This is a genomic window from Xylanimonas protaetiae (assembly GCF_004135385.1).
Taxonomy (GTDB): Bacteria; Actinomycetota; Actinomycetes; order Actinomycetales; family Cellulomonadaceae; genus Xylanimonas; species Xylanimonas protaetiae.
In genome coordinates this window covers 764,807-787,659 of the sequence record NZ_CP035493.1, presented here as the reverse complement: position 1 = coordinate 787,659, position 22,853 = coordinate 764,807, and the positions used below count along the sequence as shown (strand labels likewise).

Genomic DNA, 22,853 nt, shown 5'->3' with positions numbered 1-22,853 from the left:
AAGGGTCGGTGCGGCCGCGACACAGTGGGGGTATGGACGGCCGCCCTGACGCGACCCGGCCCGCGCGCGACGCGGCGTGGTTCGACGCGCTCTTCGCCGCGCACGCGGGCGCCCTGCACCGGTACTTCGTGCGGCGCCTGCCCGACGGCGGGACGCGCGCCGACGCCGCCGAGGACCTCGCCGCAGAGGTGCTCGCCACCGCGTGGCGGCGTCGCGTGGACGTGCCCGAGGGCGCCGAGCTGCCCTGGCTGTACGCGACGGCCGGGTTCGTGCTCGCCAACCACCGCCGCAAGGCGCGCGCGGTCCCGCTCGCGGCGGTCCCCGACGTGCCCGACGACGTCGACCCGGCGGTCCTCGCCGTCGACGACGACCAGGTGCGCCGGGCGCTGGCCCGGCTCAGCCCGCGCGACCGGCAGGTGCTGCTGCTGTTCGCCTGGGACGGCCTGCGCGGCGACGACCTCGCCACGGTGCTGGGCGTCTCGCGCGGGGGAGCCGACGCGGCGCTGTCGCGGGCCCGGGCGCGGCTGCGGGTCGCCTGGGAGGCGGGCGACGACGCCGGGGTGGCGACGGCTCCCTGACCCCTCCGTCCCCCCGTTTCGATGTCGTACCTGGTTGCGTTCTGAGCCCCAGAACGCAACCAGGTACGACATCGAAACGGAGGAGGGTCTCGGCGCGACGGCGTGCAAGCCGCGCGGGGCCGGCGACACAGGCAGGGTGCGGGCCGACGGCCCGCGACCGACGAGGAGGCCGTCATGACCGACGACACGCGAACCCCCGACGAGGCCTTCGACCGCCTCGTCGCCGCCGACCCCGGCGCCGACGTCGAGCCCCGCCTCGGCGTGCTGCGGGCGAAGGTGGACGCCCAGGCGGATGTCGCGGCGGGCTCCCGGACGGACGCCGGAGTGGGGTCCACGGCGAGCGTCTCACCGGACGCCTTGCCGGATGCCCTGCCGAGCCGCTCGCCGGACGCCTTGCCGGATGCCCTGCCGGGCGTCTTGCCGGACGCCGCGGCGGGCGTCTTGCCTGACGCTTTGCCGGGCGCCCCGCTGGGGTCCGCGGCGGACGCCCTGGCGCACGTCGCGGCCGGGTCGTCGGCGGCCCGTGCCCCGCGCGTCCCCGCCGTCGACCTCGCCGCGCGCCGCGAGGCCCTCCGGCGTCGTCGCCGCGGGCTGCTCGTCGCCGCGGCGGTGGCCGGCGTCGTCGCCGTCGGCGGGGGTGGCTACGCCCTGGGCAGCCTGTCCGGCGGGGCCGGGTCGGCGGGTGCCGACTCCTCGTCGCTCGGCGTCGCGGACCGTGCCGCCTCGGAGGCGGGAGGGTTCGCCCCGCCCGGGTCCGCGCAGCCGCCCGTCACGATCGGCGGGTCCGGGGACGACTCGGCGGGCGGCGCCGGGTCGGCGGGGGCACCGCCACGGGAGCGGTGCAGGAGCCCGCACCCGCGGGCCCCGACTCGGCCCGGTCCTCCGCGGCCTACGACTCCGCGTGGTCGCCCTTCTTCGGCCGCACCACCTTCCGCGCCCAGGGGCTCTCCACGCAGGGCGGCACCGCGCCGGCCTACGCGTTCGACGCCCGGCCCGCCGCCACCGCGGACACCGCCGCCCGCGTCGCGCAGGCGTTCGGCGTCGCGGGCGAGGTGCAGGAGCGGGACGGGACATGGTCGGTGGGGGCGACCGACGGCACCGGCCCGCAGGTCTACGTGACGTCCGACGGCGGCGCCTCGTTCGGGTACTCGAACTCCGCGCTCGACCCGTGGTCCTGCGCCAAGCAGGCCGCCGACGGCTCGTGCCCGACGCCGCCCGCGACGTCCGTCGACGACGCCACCGCCGCGGCGGCGCTCGGCGACGCGATGCGCTCCCTCGGCGTCGACCCGGCGCAGTTCGAGGTCACCGTCGCGCCGCTCGGCGACGGGAACGACGCGGCACGGTGGGTCACCGCCCGGCGCGTCGTCGGCGGCACGCTGACGAACGACACCTGGGGCGCGACCGTCGCCGACGCCGGCATCGTCTGGATGAACGGCACGCTCGCGCCGGTGGTCGACCTGGGCAGCTACGACGTCGTCAGCCCGGACGAGGCCGTACGCCGGCTCGGCGACCCGCGCTTCGGGCAGTCGTCGCCCGTGGCCCTCGCGGCGGGGGCGGAGCCGCGGGAGGTGCTGCCCGCCGCGCCCGCGTCGGTGCCCACCCCGCCGTCCGCGGCCGACCGCATCGCCTGGCCCGTCACCGAGGTGACGATCACCGGCGCCCGCCTGGCGCTCACCCAGCACTGGACGACGTCGGGCGCGGTGCTCTTCGTGCCCGCCTACGAGCTCACCGACGCCGACGGCACCACGTGGTCCGTGATCGCCGTGACCGACGACGCTCTCGACTTCGCCCCGCGGTAGGGACGCGCGCGCTAGGTTCGGGGTGGTGCCGCCACGGCGCCACCCCTCCCTGGTCACGAAGGAGCACGCAATGCCCATCCGCACCGCACGCACCGCCTGGAACGGCACGCTCGAGCAGGGCTCCGGCCAGGTGGAGCTCACCAGCTCGGGCGCGGCGACGTTCGACGTCTCGTTCCCGCGTCGTGCCGCCGACGACGCCGAGGGCGTCACCAGCCCGGAGGAGCTCATCGCGGCCGCCCACTCGGCGTGCTTCGCCATGCAGTTCTCCGCCGAGATCGCCGCCGCGGGCGGTACGCCGGAGCAGGTCGAGGTCACGGCCGACGTCACGCTCGGGCCGGACCCGGCGGGCGGCTTCCGCATCCCGCGCATCACGCTCAAGGTCGTGGGCTACGCCGCGGGTCTCGACGAGGCCGGCTTCACGGCCGCCGCGGAGAGCGCCAAGAAGAACTGCCCGGTGTCGAAGGCGCTCGCGGGCGTCGGCGACGTCACGCTGGACGTGACGTTCGAGGGCTGAGCCGGAACGCACCGGCCCCGTCGTCCTGGGTCGCCGCCCAGGACGACGGGCCCGGGCGGGCGCGGTTGCGGACCGCGGCGGTCACCTAGCGTCCCCGCGCGGCCCGTGATGCAAGAATCGGCGGGTGCCTGGACCGACCGCCTCGACCGAGAACCCGACCCCTGTGGCGCCCGCGCCGGGCGCGAGCGTCGCGGCCGAGGCGGAGCGCGCCGCGGCCGCCGCCCGCGCCGCCGTCGCCACGGCGCTGCGCACCGTCGTCGTCGCCGGCAGCGTCGAGTCCGGCGCCCGTCGCCGCGCCGAGTACTCCACCGACGCGTCCAACTACCGTGTCGTGCCCGACGTCGTCGTCATGCCGCGCACGCAGGACGAGCTCGTCGGTGCCCTGGAGGTGCTGCGCGAGCTCAGGGTGCCCGTCACCGCGCGCGGCGCGGGCACCAGCGTGGCGGGCAACGCCGTCGGGCCGGGTGCCGTCGTCGACCTGTCGCGGCACCTGAACCAGGTCGTGTCGGTCGACGCCGAGAACGCCACCGCCGTCGTGCAGCCCGGCACCGTCATGTCCACGCTCCAGGCGGCCGCGGCGCCGCACGGGCTGCGGTTCGGGCCCGACCCGTCGACGCAGAACCGGGCGACGCTCGGCGGCATGATCGGCAACAACGCGTGCGGCCCGCACGCCGTCGCGTACGGGCGCACCGCGGACAACGTGGTGAGCCTCGACGTCGTCGACGGGCGCGGGCGCCGCTTCACCGCCGGCGCGGGCGACGCGGACTTCGCGGCCGTCCCCGGCCTCAAGGAGCTGGTGCGCGAGAACCTCGCGCTCATCCGCACCGAGTTCGGGCGGTTCGGCCGCCAGGTGTCCGGCTACTCGCTCGAGCACCTGCTGCCGGAGAACGGCTCCGACCTCGCCAAGGCGCTCGTGGGCACCGAGGGCACGTGCGTCACGGTGCTCGAGGCGACCCTCCGGCTCGTGCCGCTGCCCCAGAAGCCGACGCTCGTGGTGCTCGGGTACACCGACATGCCGTCGGCGGCCGACGACGTGCCCCCGCTGCTGGCCGTCGGGGCGTCCGAGGGCGGCACCGGGTTCGGCCGCGGCACCGCCCTGGCGATCGAGGGCCTCGACGCCCGCCTCGTCGACGTCGTGCGCAAGGCCCGCGGGGCCGACGCCGTGCCGCCGCTGCCCGAGGGGGCGGGCTGGCTCATGATCGAGGTCGCCGGGGCCACGCAGGAGGAGGCGCTGGCCAACGCGGAGGCCGTCGTCGCGGCGTCCAGCGCCGTCGCCTCCCAGATCCACCCGGCCGGCCCCGAGGCCACCAAGATGTGGCAGATCCGCGCCGACGGCGCGGGCCTCGCCGGGCGCACCCCCCGCGGCCGCCGGAGGCGGCGCCAGAAGGCACAGCGAGCTCGGGGTCCCCGCGGACTCCCGCAGCGAAGCAAGGGAGTCCGGGGGGTGAACAGGCGTGGCCGGGCTGGGAGGACTCCGCCGTGCCGCCCGCGAGGCTCGGCGCGTACCTGCGTGACCTCGACGCCCTCATGGAGCGCTACGGCGTCGACGGCCTGCCCTACGGGCACTTCGGCGACGGGTGCGTGCACCTGCGCATCGACATCCCGCTCGAGGCGTCGGGGTCGGTGCTGCGCACCTTCATGACCGAGGCCGCCGAGCTCGTGGCCCGCTACGGCGGCTCGCTGTCCGGCGAGCACGGCGACGGCCGCGCCCGTTCGGAGCTGCTGCCGCTCATGTACAGCCCCGAGGCGATCGCGCTGCTCGAGAGGTTCAAGGCGCTGTTCGACCCGCAGGACGTGCTCAACCCGGGCGTCGTCGTGCGCCCGGCCGCCGTGGACGCGAACCTGCGCCGCCCGGCGGCCCGGCCGGTGCGCTCAACGCTCCCGATCGACCCGCGCGACGGCGGCGCCCGCGAGGGCGGCAGGCTGCGCGGCATCGAGAAGAAGGCGGGCCACGCCGGGTTCTCGTTCGGCCACGACCACCACGACCTCACGCAGGCCGTGCACCGCTGCGTCGGCGTCGGCAAGTGCCGCGCGGACAACCACGCGTCGGGCGGCTTCATGTGCCCGAGCTACCAGGCCACCAAGGACGAGAAGGACGTGACGCGCGGCCGCGCCCGCGTGCTGCAGGACGCCGTCAACGGCACCCTGGTCGGCGGCCTCAACGCCCCCGCGGTGCGCGAGTCCCTCGACCTGTGCCTGTCGTGCAAGGCGTGCAGCGCCGACTGCCCGGCCGGCGTCGACATGGCCCAGTTCAAGTCCGAGGTGCTGCACCGCACCTACAAGGGCAAGCTGCGCCCCGTCGACCACTACGTGCTGGGCTGGCTGCCGCGCTGGACGCGCCTCGTGGGCGGCCCGCTGGCCCGCCCGGTCAACGCGCTGCTCGGCGTGCGCTGGATCGCCAAGACGGTGCTGTGGCTCGGTGGCATGGACCCGCGCCGCGAGATGATGACGTTCGCCGAGGTGCCCTTCCACACGTGGTGGAAGAGCGGCGGCGCGACGCACGGCGTGCCGGGCGTCGCCCTCGGCGCGACGCCCGGGCACCCCGTGGCGCCGCAGGGCCGCCCGAAGGTGGTCCTGTGGACCGACTCGTTCAGCGACGCCCTCGCGCCGTCCGTCCCGCAGGCCGCTGTGAAGGTGCTCCAGGCCGCCGGCTACGACGTGATCGTGCCCGACGAGGAGGCGTGCTGCGGCCTGACGTGGATCTCCACGGGCCAGCTCGACGGCGCCCGCCGCCGTCTCGACAACCTGCTGAAGGTGCTGGGGCCGTACGCCGTCAACGGCATCCCCATCATGGGCCTCGAGCCGTCGTGCACCGCCGTCCTGCGCTCCGACCTGCTCGACCTCTTCCCCGACGACCCGCGCGCCGCGGCCGTCGCGGCCGCGACGCGCACGCTCGCCGAGCTGCTCACCGAGCCCGCGACCGCGCCGAAGGACTGGCAGGTCCCGGACCTCTCCGACCTCAAGGCCGTCGTCCAGCCGCACTGCCACCACCATTCCGTCATGGGCTACCAGGCCGACGAGAACCTGCTGCGCTCCGCCGGCGCCCAGCTCGAGGTGCTGGCCGGCTGCTGCGGCCTCGCGGGCAACTTCGGCATGCAGAAGGGTCACTACGACGTCTCGGTCGCCGTCGCGGAGAACGCGCTGCTGCCCGCGCTGCGCTCCGCGGAGGAGGGCACCGAGTACCTCGCCGACGGGTTCTCCTGCCGCACCCAGGCGGTGCAGCTCGCGGGCGTCGAGGGCAAGGCGCTCGTCGAGATCATCGCCGAGAGACTCTGACGAATGCCGTCAAGGTCTCTTTCGGGTGAATTTCGGGCAACGGCCAGTCTCCCCCTAGGCTGCCGGGCGTGACCCTCCAGCTGCTGCCGTTCCCCGCGGCCGACTACGCCGCCTGGCGTACGGCCCAGGTGGAGCGCCGGCGACGCTGGCAGTTCGGCCCGCTGTGGGCCGACGCCGCGGCCGCCGCCGCGCAGGCGCGCACCGCCGTCGCGGAGCTCGCCCCCGAGGACGGCCTGACGGGCACCTACCTGCTCCGCGTGCTCGGCGACCACGGCGAGGCCGGCTGGCTGTGGCTCTCGCGCCAGGACCAGGACCTGCTGCTCCTCGACGCCGACACCGACGCCCCCGCCGACGAGCTGCTCACGCTGCTCGAGACCCACGCCCGCTCGGCCGACGCCCGCCAGCTCGTGCTCGACCGCATGGTCGCCGCCCCGGCGACGGCGGCGCTCGCGGCCGCGGACGGCTTCGCCGTCGTGAGCCAGACGATGGCGCTCGACCTCACCGCGGAGCCGTCGCACGCCGCCCCCGGCGTCACGCTGCGCCCGATGACGCAGCGCTCCTTCGAGGCCTACCTGGCCGCCGCGATCGACGAGTACGCGCGCGAGATCCGGCGCGTCGACGCCCTGCGGTGGGACGACGCGCTCGACCGCTCGCGCGCCGACTACGACGAGCTGCTGCCGCAGGGCCTCGCGACGCCCGGCCAGGTGCTGCTCGACGTCGTCGAGACCGCGACGGGCGCCGACGTCGGTGCGCTGTGGCTGGGGCTGCGACCGCCGTCGGCCGCGTTCGTGTACGACGTGTGGCTCACGCCGCCGGCGCGCGGGCGCGGGCTCGGCCGGGCGGCGATGCTCGCGGGCGCGGGCTGGTGCCGGCAGCGGGGGGTCGACGTGCTGGGCCTGAGCGTGTTCGGGCACAACGTCGTGGCGCGCGGCCTGTACGAGTCCCTCGGGTTCGGCGTCGTCACGGAGGCGCTGCGCCGGCCCGTGGTGCCGGCACCCCCCGTCACCGGCCCCCGCTGACGCGCTTGAGCGCGTCCACGCCGCACGCGACGATGGCGGCATGGAGTTCCAGGACGTCGTCCGCCGCCGCCGCATGGTGCGGTCCTTCACCGACGAGCCGCTGACGCCCGAGCAGGTGGAGCGCGTGCTCGGCAACGCCGTGCGCGGGCCGTCGGCCGGGTTCACGCAGGGGTGGGCGTTCCTCGTGCTGGAGTCCGCGGCGGACCGCGAGCGCTTCTGGGCGGCGGCGACGCCGGCGTCGTCGGAACGGGACATGACCCGGTGGAAGGCGGGGCTGCGGCGGGCACCGCTGCTCGTGGTGCCCATGGCGTCGCGCGACGCCTACCTGCGCCGCTACGCCGAGCGCGACAAGGCGGGCGCCCGGCTCGTCACGCCGGGCGCGTTCACGCCCGAGGACCAGGCGAGGTGGCCCGTGCCGTACTGGCACGTCGACGTGGGCATGGCGTCGCTGCTCATGCTCCAGACGGCGGTGGACCTGGGCCTGGGAGCGTGCTTCTTCGGCATCGGCGGTCCGGAGCGCCCGGCGTTCCACGCGGCGTTCGGCGTGCCGGCGGAGTGGGAGCCGACGGGCGTCGTCGCGGTGGGCCACCCGGACGAGCCGGCGCGGGGCGCGGCGGGCTCGCCGGCGCGCCGGGCCCGCCGCCCGCTGGAGTCGGTGCTGCACCGGGGCGCCTGGTAGCAGGGGACGGGCGGCCCCGGGGCCGCTACATCGCGCTCGTGCCGTCCGACAGGACCGGCGACAGGAAGCCGAACAGGTTGCCGGCCGGGTCGTGCAGGTAGGCGAGCCGTCCGACGCCCTCCATGTCCGTCGGCGCCATCGCGTCGGTGCCGCCCAGCTCGAGGCCCTTGCTGAACGTCGCGTCGACGTCGTCGACCGCGACGACGATGTTGGCGCCCGCGACCGGCCCGCCCGGCGTCGGCGCGGGGCCGTCGCGCTTGGCGATGCCGCCGTTGATGCCCAGGCCGGGCGTGCCGGCGGAGCTCTGGACCGAGCCCTCGCCGGTCTGGACGCCCCAGTACTCCATCTCGCCGTAGCGGTCGATCGTCCAGCCGAACAGGGCGGAGTAGAAGTCGACGAGCCGCTCGGGCTCCGTGCCGTAGATCTCGAAGTGCACCACGAGGTTGGCCATGACCGTCTCCCAGAGGGTGTGTGCGTACCCGCACCACGATCCTCGCGGGCGCCGGTCCCGGCCACCGGGTGCGGCGCTGCCGCCGCGCGTCGTGCTGCCGCCGCGCGTCGTGCGGTCAGCCCGCCAGGTGCTCTCGGGTGGGGGCGGGCAGGTCGGCCCAGTCGTCGAGCGTGTCGAGATCTGCGGCCGTCCCCGGCCGGTCGACGACGACGGCGCGCAGCCCCTGCCGCGCCGCCTCGGCCTCGTGCGCGGCCCGCGACCCCGCGCCGAACCGGAACGCGTACTCGTCGTCGGCGTGCAGCCGGAGCAGGTTGGTGCCCGTCCCGTGCCGGTCGGTCGCGACCACGACGTCGGCCTCCGCGCGCAGCAGCGCCTCGACGTCGTCGACGGTGAGCAGCGGCAGGTCCGCGTGCGCGACGAGCAGCCGCGCTCCCCACGTCGCCTCGCGGACGGATGCGCGGGCCGCGTCGAGCGCCGCGTTGAGGCCGGGGCGCCCCGGCGGCTCGGCCAGCACCGTGACGGGCGGCAGCACGTCGCCCAGCACCTCGGCGGCGAACAGCGGGTCGGCCGTCACCACGACGATCTCGTCGAACGGGTACGCCGCCAGCGTGCCGAGCACATGGCGGGCGAGCTCCGTGACGAGCCCCCGGCGCTGCGCCGGCGTGAGGTGCGCGGCCAGGCGGGACTTGCCGGAGACGCCGTCGCGCAGCGGCACCACGGCGACGACCGGGGTCATACCGCCAGGAGCTCGCGGGCGAGGCGCTCGCGGCCGTCCGGGCCGCCCATGACCGTGTCGGTGACGACGACGTCGAAGCCGAGGTCCTCGATCGCGGGGGCCAGCGCGGCGTCGGCGTCGTCGATCACCATGACGTCCACGAGGCCCGTGTACAGGCGGGCGACGCCCAGCGCGGAGACGTCGTGGCCGAGCGTCTCGAGGATCTGCGCGGCGGGGCCCTTGATCGCCTGGCCGCCCACGATGGGGCTGACGGCGACGCGCCGCGCCGACGTCCGCTCGACGGCGTCGCGCACCCCGGCGACCCCGAGCACGGGCAGCAGCGACAGGAACGGGTTCGACGGAGCGAGCACGAGCACGTCGGCGCCGCCGACGGCGTCGAGCACGCCGGGCGCGGGGCGTGCGGCGTCGATGCCCTCGTAGGTGATGCCCAGGACGGCGTCGGCGTGGTGCCGGCGCACGAAGTACTCCTGGAACGCCAGGCGCCCGGACGGGGTGTCGAGCACCGTGGCGACCGGGTCGTCCGTGACGGGCAGCAGCCGGGCGGTGACGCCGAGGGAGGCCGCGAGCTGCGCGGTCACCGCGCTCAGCGGCAGGCCGGCGCGCAGGCGGGCCGTGCGTGCGACGTGCGTGGCCAGGTCTTTGTCGCCGAGCGTGAACCACGTGTCCTCGCCCAGCACCGCGAGCTGCGCGAGCGTCGCGTACGACTCGCCGCGCAGGCCCCAGCCGCGCTCCTCGTCGTTGAGCCCCGCGAGCGTGTAGAGCACCGTGTCGAGGTCGGGGGAGATCCACAGGCCGTGCAGCTCGGTGTCGTCGCCGACGTTGACGACGACGTCCAGCGGCACCCCGGCGAGCGCGAACCCGTGCGCGAGCCGCGCCCCTCCGACACCACCGGCCAGCACGGTCACACGAGGAGAGGTCACGTCGTCGAGCCTACGCGCCGGGAGCCCCCTCCCTTTCGACGTCGTACCTGGTTGCGTTCTGAGCCCCAGAACGCAACCAGGTACGACGTCGAAAGGGGGCAGGATGGGCGCATGGCCGTCTTCGCTTTCTCCGTCGCCCCGCTCGGCGCGGGCGAGTCCGTCGCCCCGCAGGTCGCCGAGGCCGTGCGCATCGTGCGCGAGTCCGGGCTGCCCAACCGCACCTCCTCGATGTTCACCGAGATCGAGGGGGAGTGGGACGAGGTCATGCCCGTCATCAAGAAGGCGACCGAGGCCGTGGGCATCGGCGGGCACCGCGTCTCGCTCGTGCTCAAGGCCGACATCCGCCCCGGGTTCACGGGGCAGCTGGACGCCAAGGTGTCCCGCGTCGAGGCGATCCTGGCCGACGAGGCGGTCGACGAGGGGCGCTCGTAAGTCTCCCGTGGTGTTCGCGGGCTCGAACGCTGGCGGGCTCAGACGTCCGCGGGCGCCCGTGCAGGTTCAGGCGCCCGTCGCGCAGACCGGGCCGATCCACAGCGCGTGCGCGACGACGCCGAGCGGGGTGGTGCGGCGCCCGAGGCGCGGCGCGTCGACGGCGGTCACGGGACCCATCCTCGCGACGCGGGCCACCACCACGGCGCGCGCCCCGGACCCCGCCGCAGACCCTTCACACGGTCCGTACACCCGCGGGTGGTCGACCGTCCCTGTGGCGCAGGCGGGGCGCGTAAGGTATGGGTCCGAGCCCGGAGCAGGCTACGCGCACGACGGAACGACACACCACGGAGGTGGATCCCTTGCCGCTCTTCGAGGTCGAGGGAGACCGTCCGCAGATCGTCCCCGGGCCGCGCCCCGGCGTCGGCACGACGGCCCACCGCGTCGTCGAGACGCACATCGACGGGCTGCTCGGCGAGCAGATCTTCCCCGTGTCGCCCGGCAACGGCCCCGACGAGCCGCACCTGCTCGCGCTCGACGCGTCCGGCGCGCCCGTCGTCGTCGAGCTCGTCTCCCGCCTGGACGACGCCGCGCTGTCCCGCGCGCTCGACCACGCCGGGGCCGCGGGCCGGATGACGCGCTCGCAGCTCGCCTCGCTCTACCGCGGCGGTCCCGCCGCGTTCCAGCGCGACGTCGCCGAGTTCTACGACGCCGTGCCCATCACGCGCTCGCAGCCGGGCCGCCCCGGCGTGCGCCTCATCGTCATCTGCCAGGACGCCGACGAGGACGTGCTCAACGCCGTCGACTTCCTCCGCCAGCCGACCATGCCCGTCGAGGTGCTGCGGCTCGGGCTCGTGCACGGCGAGGACGGTCGGCGGTTCGTCGACGTGTCGCCGCTCGTCATCCACCCGGCGTCCGCGCCGGACCGGCCCGAGCTCGTCGCCCGGCCCGAGGGCGTCGCACCGCTGACGGCGCTGGCCCCGCGCCCGCCCGTGGTCGTGCACGAGCCGACGCGCATCGACCCCGTCCCGCTGCCCGGCGTGCCGGCGCCGGTCCCGTCGGCCGTGCCGGCGCCGGCGCAGCCCGCCGTGCCGGCGCCTGCTCGGCGGGCCGGAGCGCGTCCGTCCGATGCTGAGCCGTCGGCGTCGGAGGCGGCCTCTGGCGGCACGACGACGGGGGCACGTCGGACGGTGGGCCGGAGGTCGCGGACCGCGCCGGCGCCTGCGCAGGACGCCGCGCCGTCTGCTGCGCCGACGGTCGTCTCGTCTGCCTCTGCCTCGTCGGCTGCGTCCTCTGCCTCGGTGCCGGGGACGTCCTCGGCTGCTGCCTCCTCCTTGCCTGCTGCGTCGTCGTTCGCTGCGTCGTCGTGGGACTCGTCCTCGGCGGCTGCGTCCGTGCCGTCGTCGCCCGCTGCCGGGGACGCGGTTGCGCCGCCGTCGCCGGGCTCCGTGCCGCGGTCTTCGGCCGCTGCGTCGTCGTGGTCGGCGTCCGTGCCTGCGCCGTCGGCCGACCTGCCTGCGCCGTCCGCCGCGCCGTCACCGGCTTCCTCGGCGACGTCGCCGTCGTCTGCCGTGCCGCCGCGGACGTCGACGCGGCGGCCTGCTGCGTCGGCGCCGGTCGCGGAGCCGACGGCATCCGCGACCCCGGCGCCCGAGCGCGCCCCGGAGCGTCCCGCGGTCCGACGCCGGTCGCGGGCCGACCGGTTCACGACGCCCGCGCCGACGGCCCCGAAGAGCCCACCGAGGTCGAGGCGACCACCTACCTCCCGTCGCTCGGCCACGACGAGCCGTACCGCTTCCCACGCGACCTCGACCTCGGCCCGAGCGCCCCCGGCGAGGACCCGCTCGCGTGGCGCCCGTCGCGGTCGTGGGACCCCGAGTCGGGCGAGGACCCGATCCCCGCGCCCGCGCGCGGCGAGGGCGACGCGATCGCGTTCGGCGAGGTGTTCTCCGTGATCAGCAGCCCGCTCGACCCGGCGTGGGACTCGCGCGCCGCGTCGGGCCCGGCGCCCTGGGAGCCGTCGCGCCCTGCAGAGCCCGCTGCGTGGGAGCCGGCACGCGTCACCGAACCGGCTGCGTGGGAGTCGCCGCACCCCACGGAGCCACGTGCGTGGGAGCCCGGACGGGCCGCCGAACCGGCTCCGTGGGAACCGTCGCCTCCGGCCGACCCGGCACCGTGGGAGTCGGCGCCCGTTGCCGAGCCGGCACCGTGGGAGTCAGCGCGTCCGGTCGACCCCGCCCCCTGGGAGTCGGAGCCCACCGACGCACCGGTGCCCTGGGAGCGTGCCCCCGCGGCGGAGGCGGAGCCCGCGGCCTGGGAGCCCCCGTACGAGCCGCCGCGCCTGTCCGAGCCAGCGCCGTCCTCGTGGTGGGAGCCGGAGCGCCAGACGTCGTCGACCCCCATGGTCCTCGACGAGGACAACGACCCGGACCTCGCAGCGCTCGCGGCCGCGCTGGGCGTGCCGACGCCGCTCGTGTGGGAGCGGCCGCGCCGCGGCGAGCGGCACGACGCGCTGCTGCACCCGGACGGCACGATCGAGCTGGCCGACGGCGCCCGCTACCGCCACCCGGACGTCGCGGCGTCCGCGGCGTCCGGCTCGTACACGGCGGACGGCTGGACCGTGTGGCGGTTGTACCGCACGGGCGAGACGCTCACGGAGGCGTTCCGCGCGCGCTTCGCCTGACGACGCCCGCCGCGACGACTGCCATCGGCGCGTCGGGCGGACAGCGAGACGGACCCGGGTCGCCTGCGTCGGGCGTACGTCGGGAGGACTGCCATCGGACGCCCGGAGGGACCGGGCCGACGGTGCTGGACGCATGCGGGCAGGACCCATCGGCGTCGCGCGGACGGCGCGACGGACTTGGAGGCGTCGGGGGACGTCCGCGACCTCCCGCCCGACGGCGTCGAACGCACCTGAGACGGACCCTGGTTCGGCGTCCGCGAGCGCCCGCTGAGACGAGCCGGCGCAGCTCGCGTGAGTGACTTCGAGACGAGCCCGCCATGCGCAAGCGCCGGGCTCGTCTCGTCATCGCGGCGTCACGGCGTGACGACGATCTTCCCCGTCTGGGCGCCCTCGTGGAGCCGCGTCAGCGCCGCGGCGGTGTCTTCGAGCGCGAACCGGGAGTCGATGACGGGACGCACGCCCGTGCGCGCGCAGAACGCCGTGAGTGCGGCGAGCTCCTCGCGCGTGCCCATGGTCACGCCCCGGATGTTCAGCTCCTGGAAGAAGACGCGCGTGAGGTCGGCCGGGGGAGCGTCGCCCGACGTCGCGCCGCAGACGGCGATCGTGCCGCCAGGTTTCACGGACCGCACCGAGTGGCCCCACGTGGCGGCGCCGACGGACTCGACGACGGCGTCGACGCGCGCCGGGACGCGCGCGCCCGGCTCGATCGCGTGCCGCGCGCCGAGGGACTTCGCGCGCTCGCGCTTGGCGCCGGAGCGCGACGTCACGGTGACGTCGAGGCCGGCGGCGGCGCCGAGCACGATGGCGGCGGTGGCGACGCCACCGCCCGCGCCCTGCACCAGCACGGACTGGCCCGGCTTGAGGGCGGCGACCGTGAACAGCATCCGGTAGGCGGTCAGCCACGCCGTGCCGAGGCAGGCGGCCTCGGCGAAGGTCAGCTCAGCCGGCTTGGGCAGCAGGTTCGCGGTGGGCACGGTGACGTACTGGGCGAGCGTCCCGTCGTACTTCTCGGACAGCAGCGTGCGTCGTTCGCTCGGCCCGACGCCGTGCCCGTCCGCGCCGATGACGCCGTGCACGATGACCTCGGAGCCGTCGGGGGCGACGCCTGCGGCGTCGGTGCCGAGGATCATCGGCAGCTGGTCCTCGCGCAGGCCGACGCCCTGGAGCGACCACAGGTCATGGTGGTTGAGGCTCGCGGCGCGCACCTCGACGACCGACCAGTTCTCCCGCTCGACGGGGTCGGGCCGCTGCCCGACCTCCAGTCCGTCGACGGGGGAGTCGGGCGAGAACCGGGCGGCGTAGGCGGCGAGCATGCCGCCAAGGTAGCGCGGGGAACGGCGGCCGACGTCGTCGGACGGCGGAACCCGATCGCAACGTGCGTTGCGGATCGGAACGTGGCGTGCGATGCACGTTCCGATCCGAACCACACGTTCCGATCACCTCCGCCCGCCCGCCCGCCCAGCCGGGCCGGGCCCGGCCCGCTTCACTCGGCCCGGCCTGCCCGGCCCGGCCCCGCCTCACCCGGCCCCGCCCGCGCCCCGGTGGGCGGTAGCGTGCGCGCATGACGATCCCGGGCGACGGTGCCCACCCCCGCACCCTGCTGGCCGCCGCCGAGCACGACCTCGCCGAGCGTGACCGCCTGCGCGGCCGCCGCGCCGTCGTCGCCGGGTCGCTCCAGGCGGTGCGCGAGGCGGCCGCCGAGGCCCGCGCGAAGCACGCGGTCGAGGCCGACGACGTCGTGAAGCTGGAGCACCTGAGCCCCACGCGCATCTGGGCGTCTCTGCGAGGCGACCACGCCGAGCGCCTCGACCGGGAGCGGGCCGAGGAGCAGGCGGCGCGCTATGCCGTCGGAGTCGCGGAGGCGCGCGTCGCGGCCGCCGAGCGCGAGCTCGTGGCCCTCGACGCCGAGCTGCACGCGTCCCGCGACGTCGACGCGCGGCGCGCCGCGGCGCTGCGGGCGCTCGAGGACTGGGTGCGTGCGCACGGCGGCGCCGCGGCCGCGGACCTGGACGCGCTCCTGCGCGAGGCCGCCCGCGTGGCGGCCGAGCGCAAGGAGGTCGCCGAGGCCCAGGCGGCCGGCCAGCGCGCCTTCGCCTCCCTCCAGGCCGCCTGGGACGAGCTGCGCAGCGCGGGCGGCTGGGCCACGTACGACACGTTCCTGGGCGGCGGGATGATGGGCGACCTGGTCAAGCGCTCCAAGATGGACAAGGCCGCCGACCTCATGCGGCGGGCCGACCTCGACCTGCGCCAGCTCAGCACCGAGCTCGGCGACGTCGGCCGTGCCGGCGTCGGGACGATCGGCGTCGACTCGCTGACGGGCACGCTCGACTTCTGGTTCGACAACATCTTCAGCGACTGGGCGGTCAAGAACCGGATCGACGAGGCGGGCGGGCGCGTCGAGGCGGCGGTCCGCGGCGTCATGGCCGTCCTGGACGGGCTCGGCCCGCGTGCGACGGCGCTCGCGACCGAGGCGGCCGCCCTGGAGTCGCGTCGCGCCGCGCTGCTGCGGGCGTCCTGACCCGGGCGGCGGCCCGACGCGGAGGTCCACCTGCCGCCGCCGGACGCCCCGGTCCAGCAGCTCGGACCGGCAGCTCGTCGTCAGGCCGTGCCCTCGGGCGCACGGCCTGACGACGAGCTGCCGGTCAGCCCGCGAACCAGCGCCGCCAGCGCGCCGTCCAGCTCGGCGTCCGTGACGCCGCCGAAGCCCACCACCAGGCCCGTCGCGCGCGAGGTGCGCGTGTACTCCGTCAGCAGCGACACCCGGTAGCCGGCCGCGCGCGCCGCGTCGACGGCCCGGACGGCGTCGTCGTGCGGCAGGAGCCAGGCCGAGTACATGCCCGCGAGCGGCCCCGCCTGCTGCGCGTACGGCGCGAGCGCGGCCGCGACGCGCGGCGCCCGCTCCGCGTAGACGCGCCGCGCGGAGCGGACCACCTTGTCGACGTACCCGTCGCGCAGCAGCGCGAGCAGCGCGCGCTGGGCCGGCCACGAGGCGCCGTCGTGCGTGACGCGGCGGTGCGCGTGGAGTCGCTCCAGGAGCGCGGGCGGCGGCACGAGCCAGCCGAGCCGCAGCGACGGCGCGACGGCCTTCGACGCCGTCCCGAGGTACGCGACGCGGTGCCGGTCGAGCGCGGCGAGGGCGGGCACGGGGGCGACGTCGTAGCGGAACTCCGAGTCGTAGTCGTCCTCGACGACGACGGCGTCCGCCGCGTGCGCCGCCGCGAGGAGCGCGAACCGGTCGGCCGCGGGCATGACCCGGCCGAGCGGGTGCTGGTGCGCGGGCGTCACGTAGGCCGCGACGACGCCGTCCAGGTCGGTGACGGGCTCGAGGGCCGGCAGGTCGCGCACCTCGCGGCCCAGGTGCTGGACGGCCAGGACGGCCGCGCGGTACCCGGGGTCCTCCACGGCGACCGGGCCTGGCCGCAGCACCTGGAGGAGCTGGCGGAACCCGTCGGTGGTGCCCTGGGTCAGCAGGATCTCGTCGGGGTCGACGACGAGGCCGCGCGTGCGGGCGAGCCGGTCGGCCAGGGCGGCGCGCAGCTCGGGGATGCCGCGCGGGTCGGCGTACCCGCGCGGCGGCCGCGCCGCGGAGACCTCCCGCCAGGCGCGCCGCCAGCCGGCCGCGTGCCGCGGGTCGATCCACGGGACGCCCGTGCCGAGCGGCACGAGCGCGGGAGGTGCCGGCGTGCGCGGCGGGACGGGCGCGGCCGGCGCCGGCGCGGCCGTCGGGGCGACGAACGTTCCGGACCCGCGCCGCGCCTCGATCCAGCCCTCGGCGTGCAGCTGCTCGAAGGCCTGCTCGGTCACGGACCGGCTCACGCCCAGGTCGGCGGCGAGCGCGCGGCTGCTCGGCAGGCGGTCGCCGCGGGCGAGGGTGCCGCCGAGGATCAGCGCGCGGACCTGCCCGGCGAGCTGCGTGCCGAGCGCCACGGGTGCGGCGCGGTCGAGCCGGACGGGCAGGGTGGCCATGAAAAGTGTCCTGTCGAAGTCGGTCGGGATTGGCCCGTGTCGACAGGCCACCAGGGCACCAGCCTAGGACCATGACCACGACCGACGCCGCCCTCGCCCCGCTCTCCCCGACGCCCCGCACCACCGTGGGCCGCGGCCGCAAGCGTCTGGTGGAGGACCGCGCGGCCCTGCACGACCTGCTGGACGACGCGCTCGTCGCGCACCTCGGCGTCGTCACGGGGGACCACCCCGTGGTGCTGCCGGTGGCGTTCGGCATCGACCTCGACGGGCCGGACGAGGGTGGCACGCTCTACGTGCACGGCTCCGTCGCCGCGCGCTGGCTCGGCGCGGCGGACGGGCGCCCGGTGTGCGTGACGGTCACCGAGCTCGACGGGCTGGTCACAGCCCGCTCCGCGTTCCACCACTCGATGAACTACCGCTCGGCGGTGATCATCGGCGCGGCCCGGGTCGTCACGGACGCTGCGGAGCGGGCGCGGGCGCTCGACCTCGTCGTCGATCACATGATCCCCGGGCGCTCCGCGACGCTGCGGGCGAGCACGCGCAAGGAGCTCGCCGCCACGGCGGTGCTCGCCGTCCCGCTGCACGAGGCGTCGATGAAGGCGCGCGCGGGCGGCGCGGTCGACGAGCCGGAGGACGTCGCGGGTGGCGGGTGGGCGGGGCACATCCCGCTGCGCCGCGTCGCGGGAGCGCCCGTCCCGGACGCCGACGCGGTGGGCCCGACCCCAGTCGTCGTCGAGCAGCGAGCGCGCCGTCTCACCGTGGACGCGGCGCTGCGCCGGCCGGCACAGCGCGTGCCGGCCGGCGCAGCGGGCCAGGTCATCGGTGAGGTCGTGGGGTGAGGTCGTGGGGTGAGGTCGTCGGGCGCGGGTCACTCCGTGCCGACGTCGAACATCCAGCTCACGCCGAACCTGTCGGTGAGCTGCCCGTAGTAGTCGCCCCACGGGGCGAGCTCGAACGGGAGCGTCTCCGTGGCCCCCTCGGCCAGGCTCTGGTAGGCGCCGCGGATGGAGTCGAGGTCCGCGGGCCCGCCGGTGAGGGCCACGGTGACGCCCGACGTCGGGGCGACGTACGGCATCATCGAGCCCGTGTCGGACGCCATGAGCGTGAGGCCGCCCGACGTCTCCAGCTGCCCGTGCATGACGAGCGAGCCCTCGTCCTCGGGAACGCCCGGCATGCCCGGCATGTCGCCGAACGTCGAGATGTTGAGCTCGCCGCCGAGCACCGACTGGTAGAACTCCAGGGCGTCCTTCGCCTGGTCCTTGAAGCTGAGGTACGGGTTGAGCTTGGCCATGGCTGGTCCCCTCGGGTACGTACGGGTGTGTCACGCCGTAGACGACGACACCCCGCCGGACTCATCGCCGAGCCCGTACGACCAGCCTGGCGCGTCAGTGGAGCGGGCGCACCCGCTCCACCTCCAGGAAGTCGCGCACCATCGGGCCGAGCTGGTCGAACTCGATGAGGAACCCGTCGTGCCCGTACGGCGTGTGGATCACCCGCAGCCCGTCGGCCCCGTGCACGAACGCCGCGATGCGGGCGGACAGCGACGCGGGGAACAGCCGGTCCGAGTCGATCGCGACGACGAGCGTGCGGGCCGTGATCTGCGAGAGCGCCGCCTCGACGCCGCCGCGGTCACGGCCCAGGTCGTGGGTGTTCATCGACTCGGTGAGCACGATGTACGAGTTCGCGTCGAACCGCCGGGCGAGCTTGTCGCCGTGGTGGTCCAGGTACGACTGGACGGCGTACCGCCCGTCGGTGAACGGGTCCTCGCCGCCCTGCGGCAGGCGCCCGAAGCGGACGTCGAGCTCCTCCGCCGAGCGGTACGTGGTGTGCGCGATCTGCCGGGCGACGGCCATGCCGGCGTGCGGCCCCTCGCCGTCGGGCAGCCCGTAGTAGTCGCCGCCGTGCCAGCCCGGGTCGAGGCGGATGGCCGCGACCTGGGGGTGGGACCAGGCGATGAGGTCGGCGGGGGTCGCCGCGGCCGTGCCGACCGCGGCGAGCCCCCGCACCTCGATGCCCACCTCGGGCCCCAGGAGGGACCACTCGAGCGCCCGCAGGCCGCCCATCGACGGCCCGATGACGAGCTCCCACGAGCGCACGCCCAGGGCGTGCGCCAGCAGGATCTCGGCCGCGACCTGGTCCCGTGTGGTGATGCGCGGGAACCGGGCGCCCCACGGCCGCCCGTCCGGGGCCTCCGACGACGGGCCGGTCGACCCCTGGCAGCCGCCCAGCGAGTTCGGCACGACGACGAAGTACCGGTCGGTGTCGATGGGGCAGCCGGGGCCGACCATCTGCTCCCACCAGCCGGGCGAGTCGTCCGGGATCTCGGGGTGCCGTGCGACGTGCGAGTCGGCGGAGAAGCCGTGCAGCACGAGCACGGCGTTGCCGCCGTCGGCGTCGAGGGTCCCGTAGGTCTCGTACGCCAGCGTCACCTCCGGCAGCAGGCTGCCGTTCTCGAGCTCGAGCCCGCCCAGGTCCGCGAACTGCCGCGGGCCCGGGTCGTCCCCCGGGAACCACGCGCCCGACGACGGTGCCGGCGGCTGCACGCGGTCGCGCGACGCCGACGCGGCGCCCGGCCGGGGGCCGGGCTGCGCGGGGACGCGGGGGACGGTCACGGGGTTCCTCGGGGATCGGGGCTCGGCCAGGGGTGCGTGACCCGCCGAGGTGGACGGACAGCGTCTCACGCTCAGGCCTCGGCCACCGTGGTCTCCCGCGAGGTGCCCCCGGTCTCGGGCGTGAGCGACGCCTTGGCTGCCGTGAAGCCGAGCTCCAGGTCGGCGAGGATGTCCTCGACGTTCTCGATGCCGACGGCGAGGCGCACGAGGCCGGGCGTCACGCCGGAGAGGCGCTGCTCGGCGGGCGTGAGCTGGCTGTGCGTCGTCGACGCCGGGTGGATCACGAGCGAGCGGACGTCGCCGATGTTCGCGACGTTCGAGTGCAGCTGGAGCGCGCTGACGAAGGCCTGCCCGGCAGCGCGGGCGTCCTCGTCGGTCGCGGAGGCGAGCTCGAAGGCGAGCACGGCGCCGGCACCCTTCGGCGTGTACTTCTGCGCGTTGGCGTGGAACGGCGAGGACTCCAGGCCGGCGTAGTGCACGACGGCGACGTCGTCGCGCCCCTCGAGCCACTGCGCCACGGCCTGCGCGTTGGCGACGTGCTTGTCGAGGCGCAGCGAGAGCGTCTCCAGGCCCTGCGCGAGCAGGAACACGTTGAACGGGCTGATGGCGGGGCCGAGGTCGCGCAGCAGCTGCACGCGCGCCTTGAGGATGTACGACAGGTTCGCGCCGAACGCGCCGCCCACGCCCAGGTCCCGGGCGTAGACGAGGCCGTGGTACGACGGGTCGGGCTCGTTGAAGCCGGGGAAGCGGTCGGGGTGCTGCGCGTAGTCGAACGTGCCGCCGTCGACGATCACGCCGCCGATCGACGAGCCGTGCCCGCCCAGGTACTTGGTGGCCGAGTGCACGACGACGTCGGCGCCGAACTCGATGGGGCGCAGCAGGTACGGCGTGGGGACGGTGTTGTCGACGACGAGCGGGACCCCCGCGGCGTGGGCGATCTCGGCGACCGTTTCGATGTCCAGCACGTCGGACTTCGGGTTGGGGATCGTCTCGCCGAAGAACAGCTTGGTGTTCGGGCGGACGGCGTCGCGCCACTGCTGCGGGTCGTGCGGGTCCTCGACGAACGTCGTCTCGATCCCCAGCTTGGGCAGCGTGTGGTGGAACAGGTTGTACGTGCCGCCGTAGAGCGACGACGACGACACGATGTGGTCGCCGGCCTGCGCGACGTTGAGCACCGCGAGGTGGATCGCGGACGACCCGGACGCGACGAGGAGCGCGCCGACGCCGCCCTCGAGGTTCGCGAGGCGGTTCTCGATGACCTCCTGCGTCGGGTTGCCGATGCGGGTGTAGATGGGACCGAGGTCCTTCAGGGCGAACCGGTCGGCGGCGACCTCGGCCGACGGGAAGACGTACGACGTCGTCTGGTAGATCGGCAGGGCGCGGGCGCCCGTGACGGGGTCGGGGGTCTGGCCGGCGTGGATCTGACGAGTGTCAAAGGACCACTGGGTCTGGTTGTTCGACTGCGTGCTCATGGGAACTCCTCCGGTAAGGGCATCTGCGGGGTGCTGACGTGCGAGCCGCGGAGGTCCCTGCGGGGGCCTGCTGCGTCGGAGGGAGGGTCCGCGGCGAGCGTCTGCGCACGCGGTGCCGGAGGATCCGGGCAGGCGAACGTGCGCTGGGTCAGCTGCACATTCGACGAGTCATGGAGGGACCGTATCCGCTGGCCCCGACCCTCGCCAACCAGGATCTTGCATCCTGAGACGAAAAAATGAGATGCGCAGGTCAGGGGGTCGATCACCGCGTGCCACGCCCGGTTGGCGGCCTCTGCCGACACGGGTGAGGGTAGGGACCGGCGCGCCTCCGGCGTGTGCCGGACGGAGGTGGACCGTGCGCAGAGCGCGACGAGGCGTCATCGCCCTCGCCGTCGCGGGTGCCGTCGCGTGCGGGGGCCAGGTCGCCCTCGGCGCCCCGCCCACCGACGACGACGTCGCCGCCGCGCACGACGCCGCGGCCGCCGCGGCGCTCGACGTCGCCGGGGCCGAGGGGCGCCTCGACCAGCTCCGGGACGAGCTCGCCGCGGGCGAACGCGCCCTCCAGACCGCCGGCGCGGACTACAGCGAGGCCCTCGAACGCCTCGACGTCGCCACCCAGGAGGCCGACGACGCCCGCTCGGCCGCCGACGCCGCGGGCGCCGCGGAGCGGGCCGCGCGGAACCTGCTCGCGGAGGCGTACCGCATCGAGGCGCGCCGCGACGGGTTCGGCACGCTGTCCGTGGTGACGGGGGCGGGGAGCGTCAGCGACGTCGTCGCGGAGGGCTCGGCGCGCCGCGCCGTCGACCGGCGTGTGGCCACCAGCCTGGCCGCGTTCGCCGACGCGCGCGCCGCCGCGGCCACGTCCGGCGCCCGCTGGGAGGCCGCCGCGGCCGCGCTCGCCGACGCGAAGGTCGACGCGGAGCGCGCGCTCGCCGTCGCCGAGCAGGCCTACAGCGCGCTCGAGGCGCGCACGGCCGCCGCCGAGGTGGAGCGCGAGGGCCTCATCCAGCGCCTCGCGGAGCTCAACAACAGGAGCGTCCGGCTCGAGCGGCAGCGGCAGGACGCGCGCGACGCCGAGCGGCAGCGGCAGGCCGAGGAGGCCGCGCGGCATGACCGGGAGAACCCGCCCGTGGCACCCCCGCCGGGGCCGAGCACGCCGCACCCGCCGACGCCCAGCACGCCGGCGCCCAGCACCCCGGCGCCGCACCCGACGACGCCCGCGCCGACCCCGACTCCCACCCCGACGCCCCCGGGGACGTCCACCCCGACCCCGGCGCCGACGCCCACCCCGACCCCGACGCCCCCGACGCCCCCGCCCACGACGGGCACGAGCCACGGCACCGCCGCCCAGGGCAGCGCGCGGTCGAGTGGGCCCGCACGCAGCTGGGCGTCATGTACCAGTGGGGTGGCAACGGCAACCCTGGCTGGGACTGCTCGGGCCTGACGGCCGCCGCCTGGCACGCGCAGGGCGTGAGCATCTCGCGCTCGTCGCGCTCGCAGTACACGACGGTCGCGAAGGTCGCCTACGCCGCCATGCGGCCCGGCGACCTGATCTTCTGGACCGACGTCCCGGGCGACGCGTCGCAGATCCGGCACGTCGCGATGTACACCGGCAACGGCCGGATGATCGAGGCGCCGCGGCCGGGCGTCGCGGTCCGCGAGGTCGCGGTCCGGTGGGACGCGGACCTCATGCCGTACGCGGGCCGCCCCTGACCGGGC

20 protein-coding genes and 1 pseudogene are annotated in these 22,853 nt (G+C 76.0%); 12 read left to right on the top strand and 9 right to left on the bottom strand.

Annotated elements, in window-relative coordinates; translation table 11 throughout:
- Positions 1–32: 32 nt before the first annotated feature.
- The 6 genes and pseudogenes from ET471_RS03480 to ET471_RS03455 all read left to right on the top strand — a co-directional run bounded on the left by ET471_RS03480 (position 33) and on the right by ET471_RS03455 (position 7,865).
- Entirely contained in the window at positions 33–578 is a 546-nt protein-coding gene (locus tag ET471_RS03480; protein WP_129186616.1) for an RNA polymerase sigma factor, read from the top strand.
- A gap of 839 nt (positions 579–1,417) precedes the next feature.
- Positions 1,418–2,377: a hypothetical protein gene (locus ET471_RS03475; RefSeq protein ID WP_129186615.1), complete on the top strand. Its 960-nt coding sequence runs from the start codon at positions 1,418–1,420 to the stop codon at positions 2,375–2,377.
- 70 nt (positions 2,378–2,447) lie between these two features.
- On the top strand, positions 2,448–2,891 hold the full coding sequence (locus ET471_RS03470; RefSeq protein ID WP_129186614.1) for an OsmC family peroxiredoxin: 444 nt from the start codon (positions 2,448–2,450) through the stop codon (positions 2,889–2,891).
- Between the two features lie 163 nt (positions 2,892–3,054).
- A pseudogene (locus ET471_RS03465) lies at positions 3,055–6,167 on the top strand (FAD-binding and (Fe-S)-binding domain-containing protein).
- Positions 6,168–6,235: 68 nt separating this feature from the next.
- Entirely contained in the window at positions 6,236–7,186 is a 951-nt protein-coding gene (locus ET471_RS03460; RefSeq protein ID WP_129186613.1) for a GNAT family N-acetyltransferase, read from the top strand.
- Between the two features lie 40 nt (positions 7,187–7,226).
- Positions 7,227–7,865 (top strand): nitroreductase family protein, encoded by a 639-nt coding sequence (locus tag ET471_RS03455; RefSeq protein WP_129186612.1) that lies wholly within the window; start codon positions 7,227–7,229, stop codon positions 7,863–7,865.
- Positions 7,866–7,890: 25 nt separating this feature from the next.
- Here the strand turns inward: ET471_RS03455 and ET471_RS03450 are convergent, their stop codons facing one another.
- The 3 genes from ET471_RS03450 to cofD all read right to left on the bottom strand — a co-directional run bounded on the left by ET471_RS03450 (position 7,891) and on the right by cofD (position 9,972).
- A complete protein-coding gene (locus tag ET471_RS03450; protein WP_129186611.1) occupies positions 7,891–8,316 on the bottom strand; it encodes a VOC family protein in 426 nt (141 codons plus the stop codon).
- A 115-nt stretch (positions 8,317–8,431) separates the two neighbouring features.
- Entirely contained in the window at positions 8,432–9,052 is a 621-nt protein-coding gene (gene cofC / locus ET471_RS03445) for a 2-phospho-L-lactate guanylyltransferase (RefSeq protein ID WP_129186610.1), read from the bottom strand.
- On the bottom strand, positions 9,049–9,972 hold the full coding sequence (gene cofD / locus ET471_RS03440; protein WP_129186609.1) for a 2-phospho-L-lactate transferase: 924 nt from the start codon (positions 9,970–9,972) through the stop codon (positions 9,049–9,051). The genes cofC and cofD overlap by 4 nt, the downstream gene beginning before the upstream one ends.
- 111 nt (positions 9,973–10,083) lie before the next feature.
- Here cofD and ET471_RS03435 point away from each other — a divergent pair, with 111 nt between their 5' ends.
- Positions 10,084–10,404, top strand: coding sequence for a thiamine-binding protein (locus tag ET471_RS03435; protein WP_129186608.1), 321 nt, complete (start codon positions 10,084–10,086; stop codon positions 10,402–10,404).
- Positions 10,405–10,568: 164 nt separating this feature from the next.
- Here the strand turns inward: ET471_RS03435 and ET471_RS03430 are convergent, their stop codons facing one another.
- On the bottom strand, positions 10,569–11,309 hold the full coding sequence (locus ET471_RS03430; RefSeq protein WP_129186607.1) for a hypothetical protein: 741 nt from the start codon (positions 11,307–11,309) through the stop codon (positions 10,569–10,571).
- 458 nt (positions 11,310–11,767) lie between these two features.
- Here ET471_RS03430 and ET471_RS03425 point away from each other — a divergent pair, with 458 nt between their 5' ends.
- Positions 11,768–13,084, top strand: a complete 1,317-nt coding sequence (locus ET471_RS03425) for a restriction system modified-DNA reader domain-containing protein (RefSeq protein WP_129186606.1) — start codon at positions 11,768–11,770, stop codon at positions 13,082–13,084.
- Positions 13,085–13,437: 353 nt separating this feature from the next.
- On the opposite strand, the gene ET471_RS03420 is transcribed toward ET471_RS03425, so the two are convergent.
- Positions 13,438–14,397 carry a zinc-binding dehydrogenase gene (locus ET471_RS03420; RefSeq protein WP_129186605.1) on the bottom strand — a complete coding sequence of 320 codons (960 nt, stop codon included), beginning with the start codon at positions 14,395–14,397 and terminating at the stop codon, positions 13,438–13,440.
- Between the two features lie 248 nt (positions 14,398–14,645).
- Here ET471_RS03420 and ET471_RS03415 point away from each other — a divergent pair, with 248 nt between their 5' ends.
- Complete coding sequence (locus ET471_RS03415) at positions 14,646–15,602, top strand: hypothetical protein (protein WP_129186604.1); 957 nt, start codon at positions 14,646–14,648, stop codon at positions 15,600–15,602.
- 80 nt (positions 15,603–15,682) lie between these two features.
- Here ET471_RS03415 and pdxR read toward each other — a convergent pair whose 3' ends face one another.
- Entirely contained in the window at positions 15,683–17,050 is a 1,368-nt protein-coding gene (gene pdxR, locus ET471_RS03410; RefSeq protein WP_129186603.1) for a MocR-like pyridoxine biosynthesis transcription factor PdxR, read from the bottom strand.
- A 71-nt stretch (positions 17,051–17,121) separates the two neighbouring features.
- Between pdxR and ET471_RS03405 the strand changes: the two genes are divergently transcribed.
- The gene (locus ET471_RS03405) at positions 17,122–17,889 is read left to right on the top strand and encodes a pyridoxamine 5'-phosphate oxidase family protein (RefSeq protein ID WP_129186602.1); all 768 of its coding nucleotides are present in this window, start codon (positions 17,122–17,124) and stop codon (positions 17,887–17,889) included.
- A gap of 29 nt (positions 17,890–17,918) precedes the next feature.
- On the opposite strand, the gene ET471_RS03400 is transcribed toward ET471_RS03405, so the two are convergent.
- From ET471_RS03400 to ET471_RS03390, 3 genes are all read right to left on the bottom strand, one after another.
- Positions 17,919–18,341, bottom strand: coding sequence for a VOC family protein (locus ET471_RS03400; RefSeq protein ID WP_129186601.1), 423 nt, complete (start codon positions 18,339–18,341; stop codon positions 17,919–17,921).
- Between the two features lie 94 nt (positions 18,342–18,435).
- Positions 18,436–19,662, bottom strand: a complete 1,227-nt coding sequence (gene metX, locus ET471_RS03395; protein ID WP_129186600.1) for a homoserine O-acetyltransferase MetX — start codon at positions 19,660–19,662, stop codon at positions 18,436–18,438.
- 71 nt (positions 19,663–19,733) lie between these two features.
- Positions 19,734–21,134: a bifunctional o-acetylhomoserine/o-acetylserine sulfhydrylase gene (locus tag ET471_RS03390; RefSeq protein ID WP_129186599.1), complete on the bottom strand. Its 1,401-nt coding sequence runs from the start codon at positions 21,132–21,134 to the stop codon at positions 19,734–19,736.
- Positions 21,135–21,489: 355 nt separating this feature from the next.
- Here ET471_RS03390 and ET471_RS03385 point away from each other — a divergent pair, with 355 nt between their 5' ends.
- Together ET471_RS03385 and ET471_RS18360 are read left to right on the top strand one after the other, a co-directional pair.
- Entirely contained in the window at positions 21,490–22,578 is a 1,089-nt protein-coding gene (locus ET471_RS03385) for an NlpC/P60 family protein (protein ID WP_242496414.1), read from the top strand.
- A complete protein-coding gene (locus tag ET471_RS18360) occupies positions 22,527–22,847 on the top strand; it encodes a C40 family peptidase (protein ID WP_242496413.1) in 321 nt (106 codons plus the stop codon). The genes ET471_RS03385 and ET471_RS18360 overlap by 52 nt, the downstream gene beginning before the upstream one ends.
- Positions 22,848–22,853 lie beyond the last annotated feature (6 nt).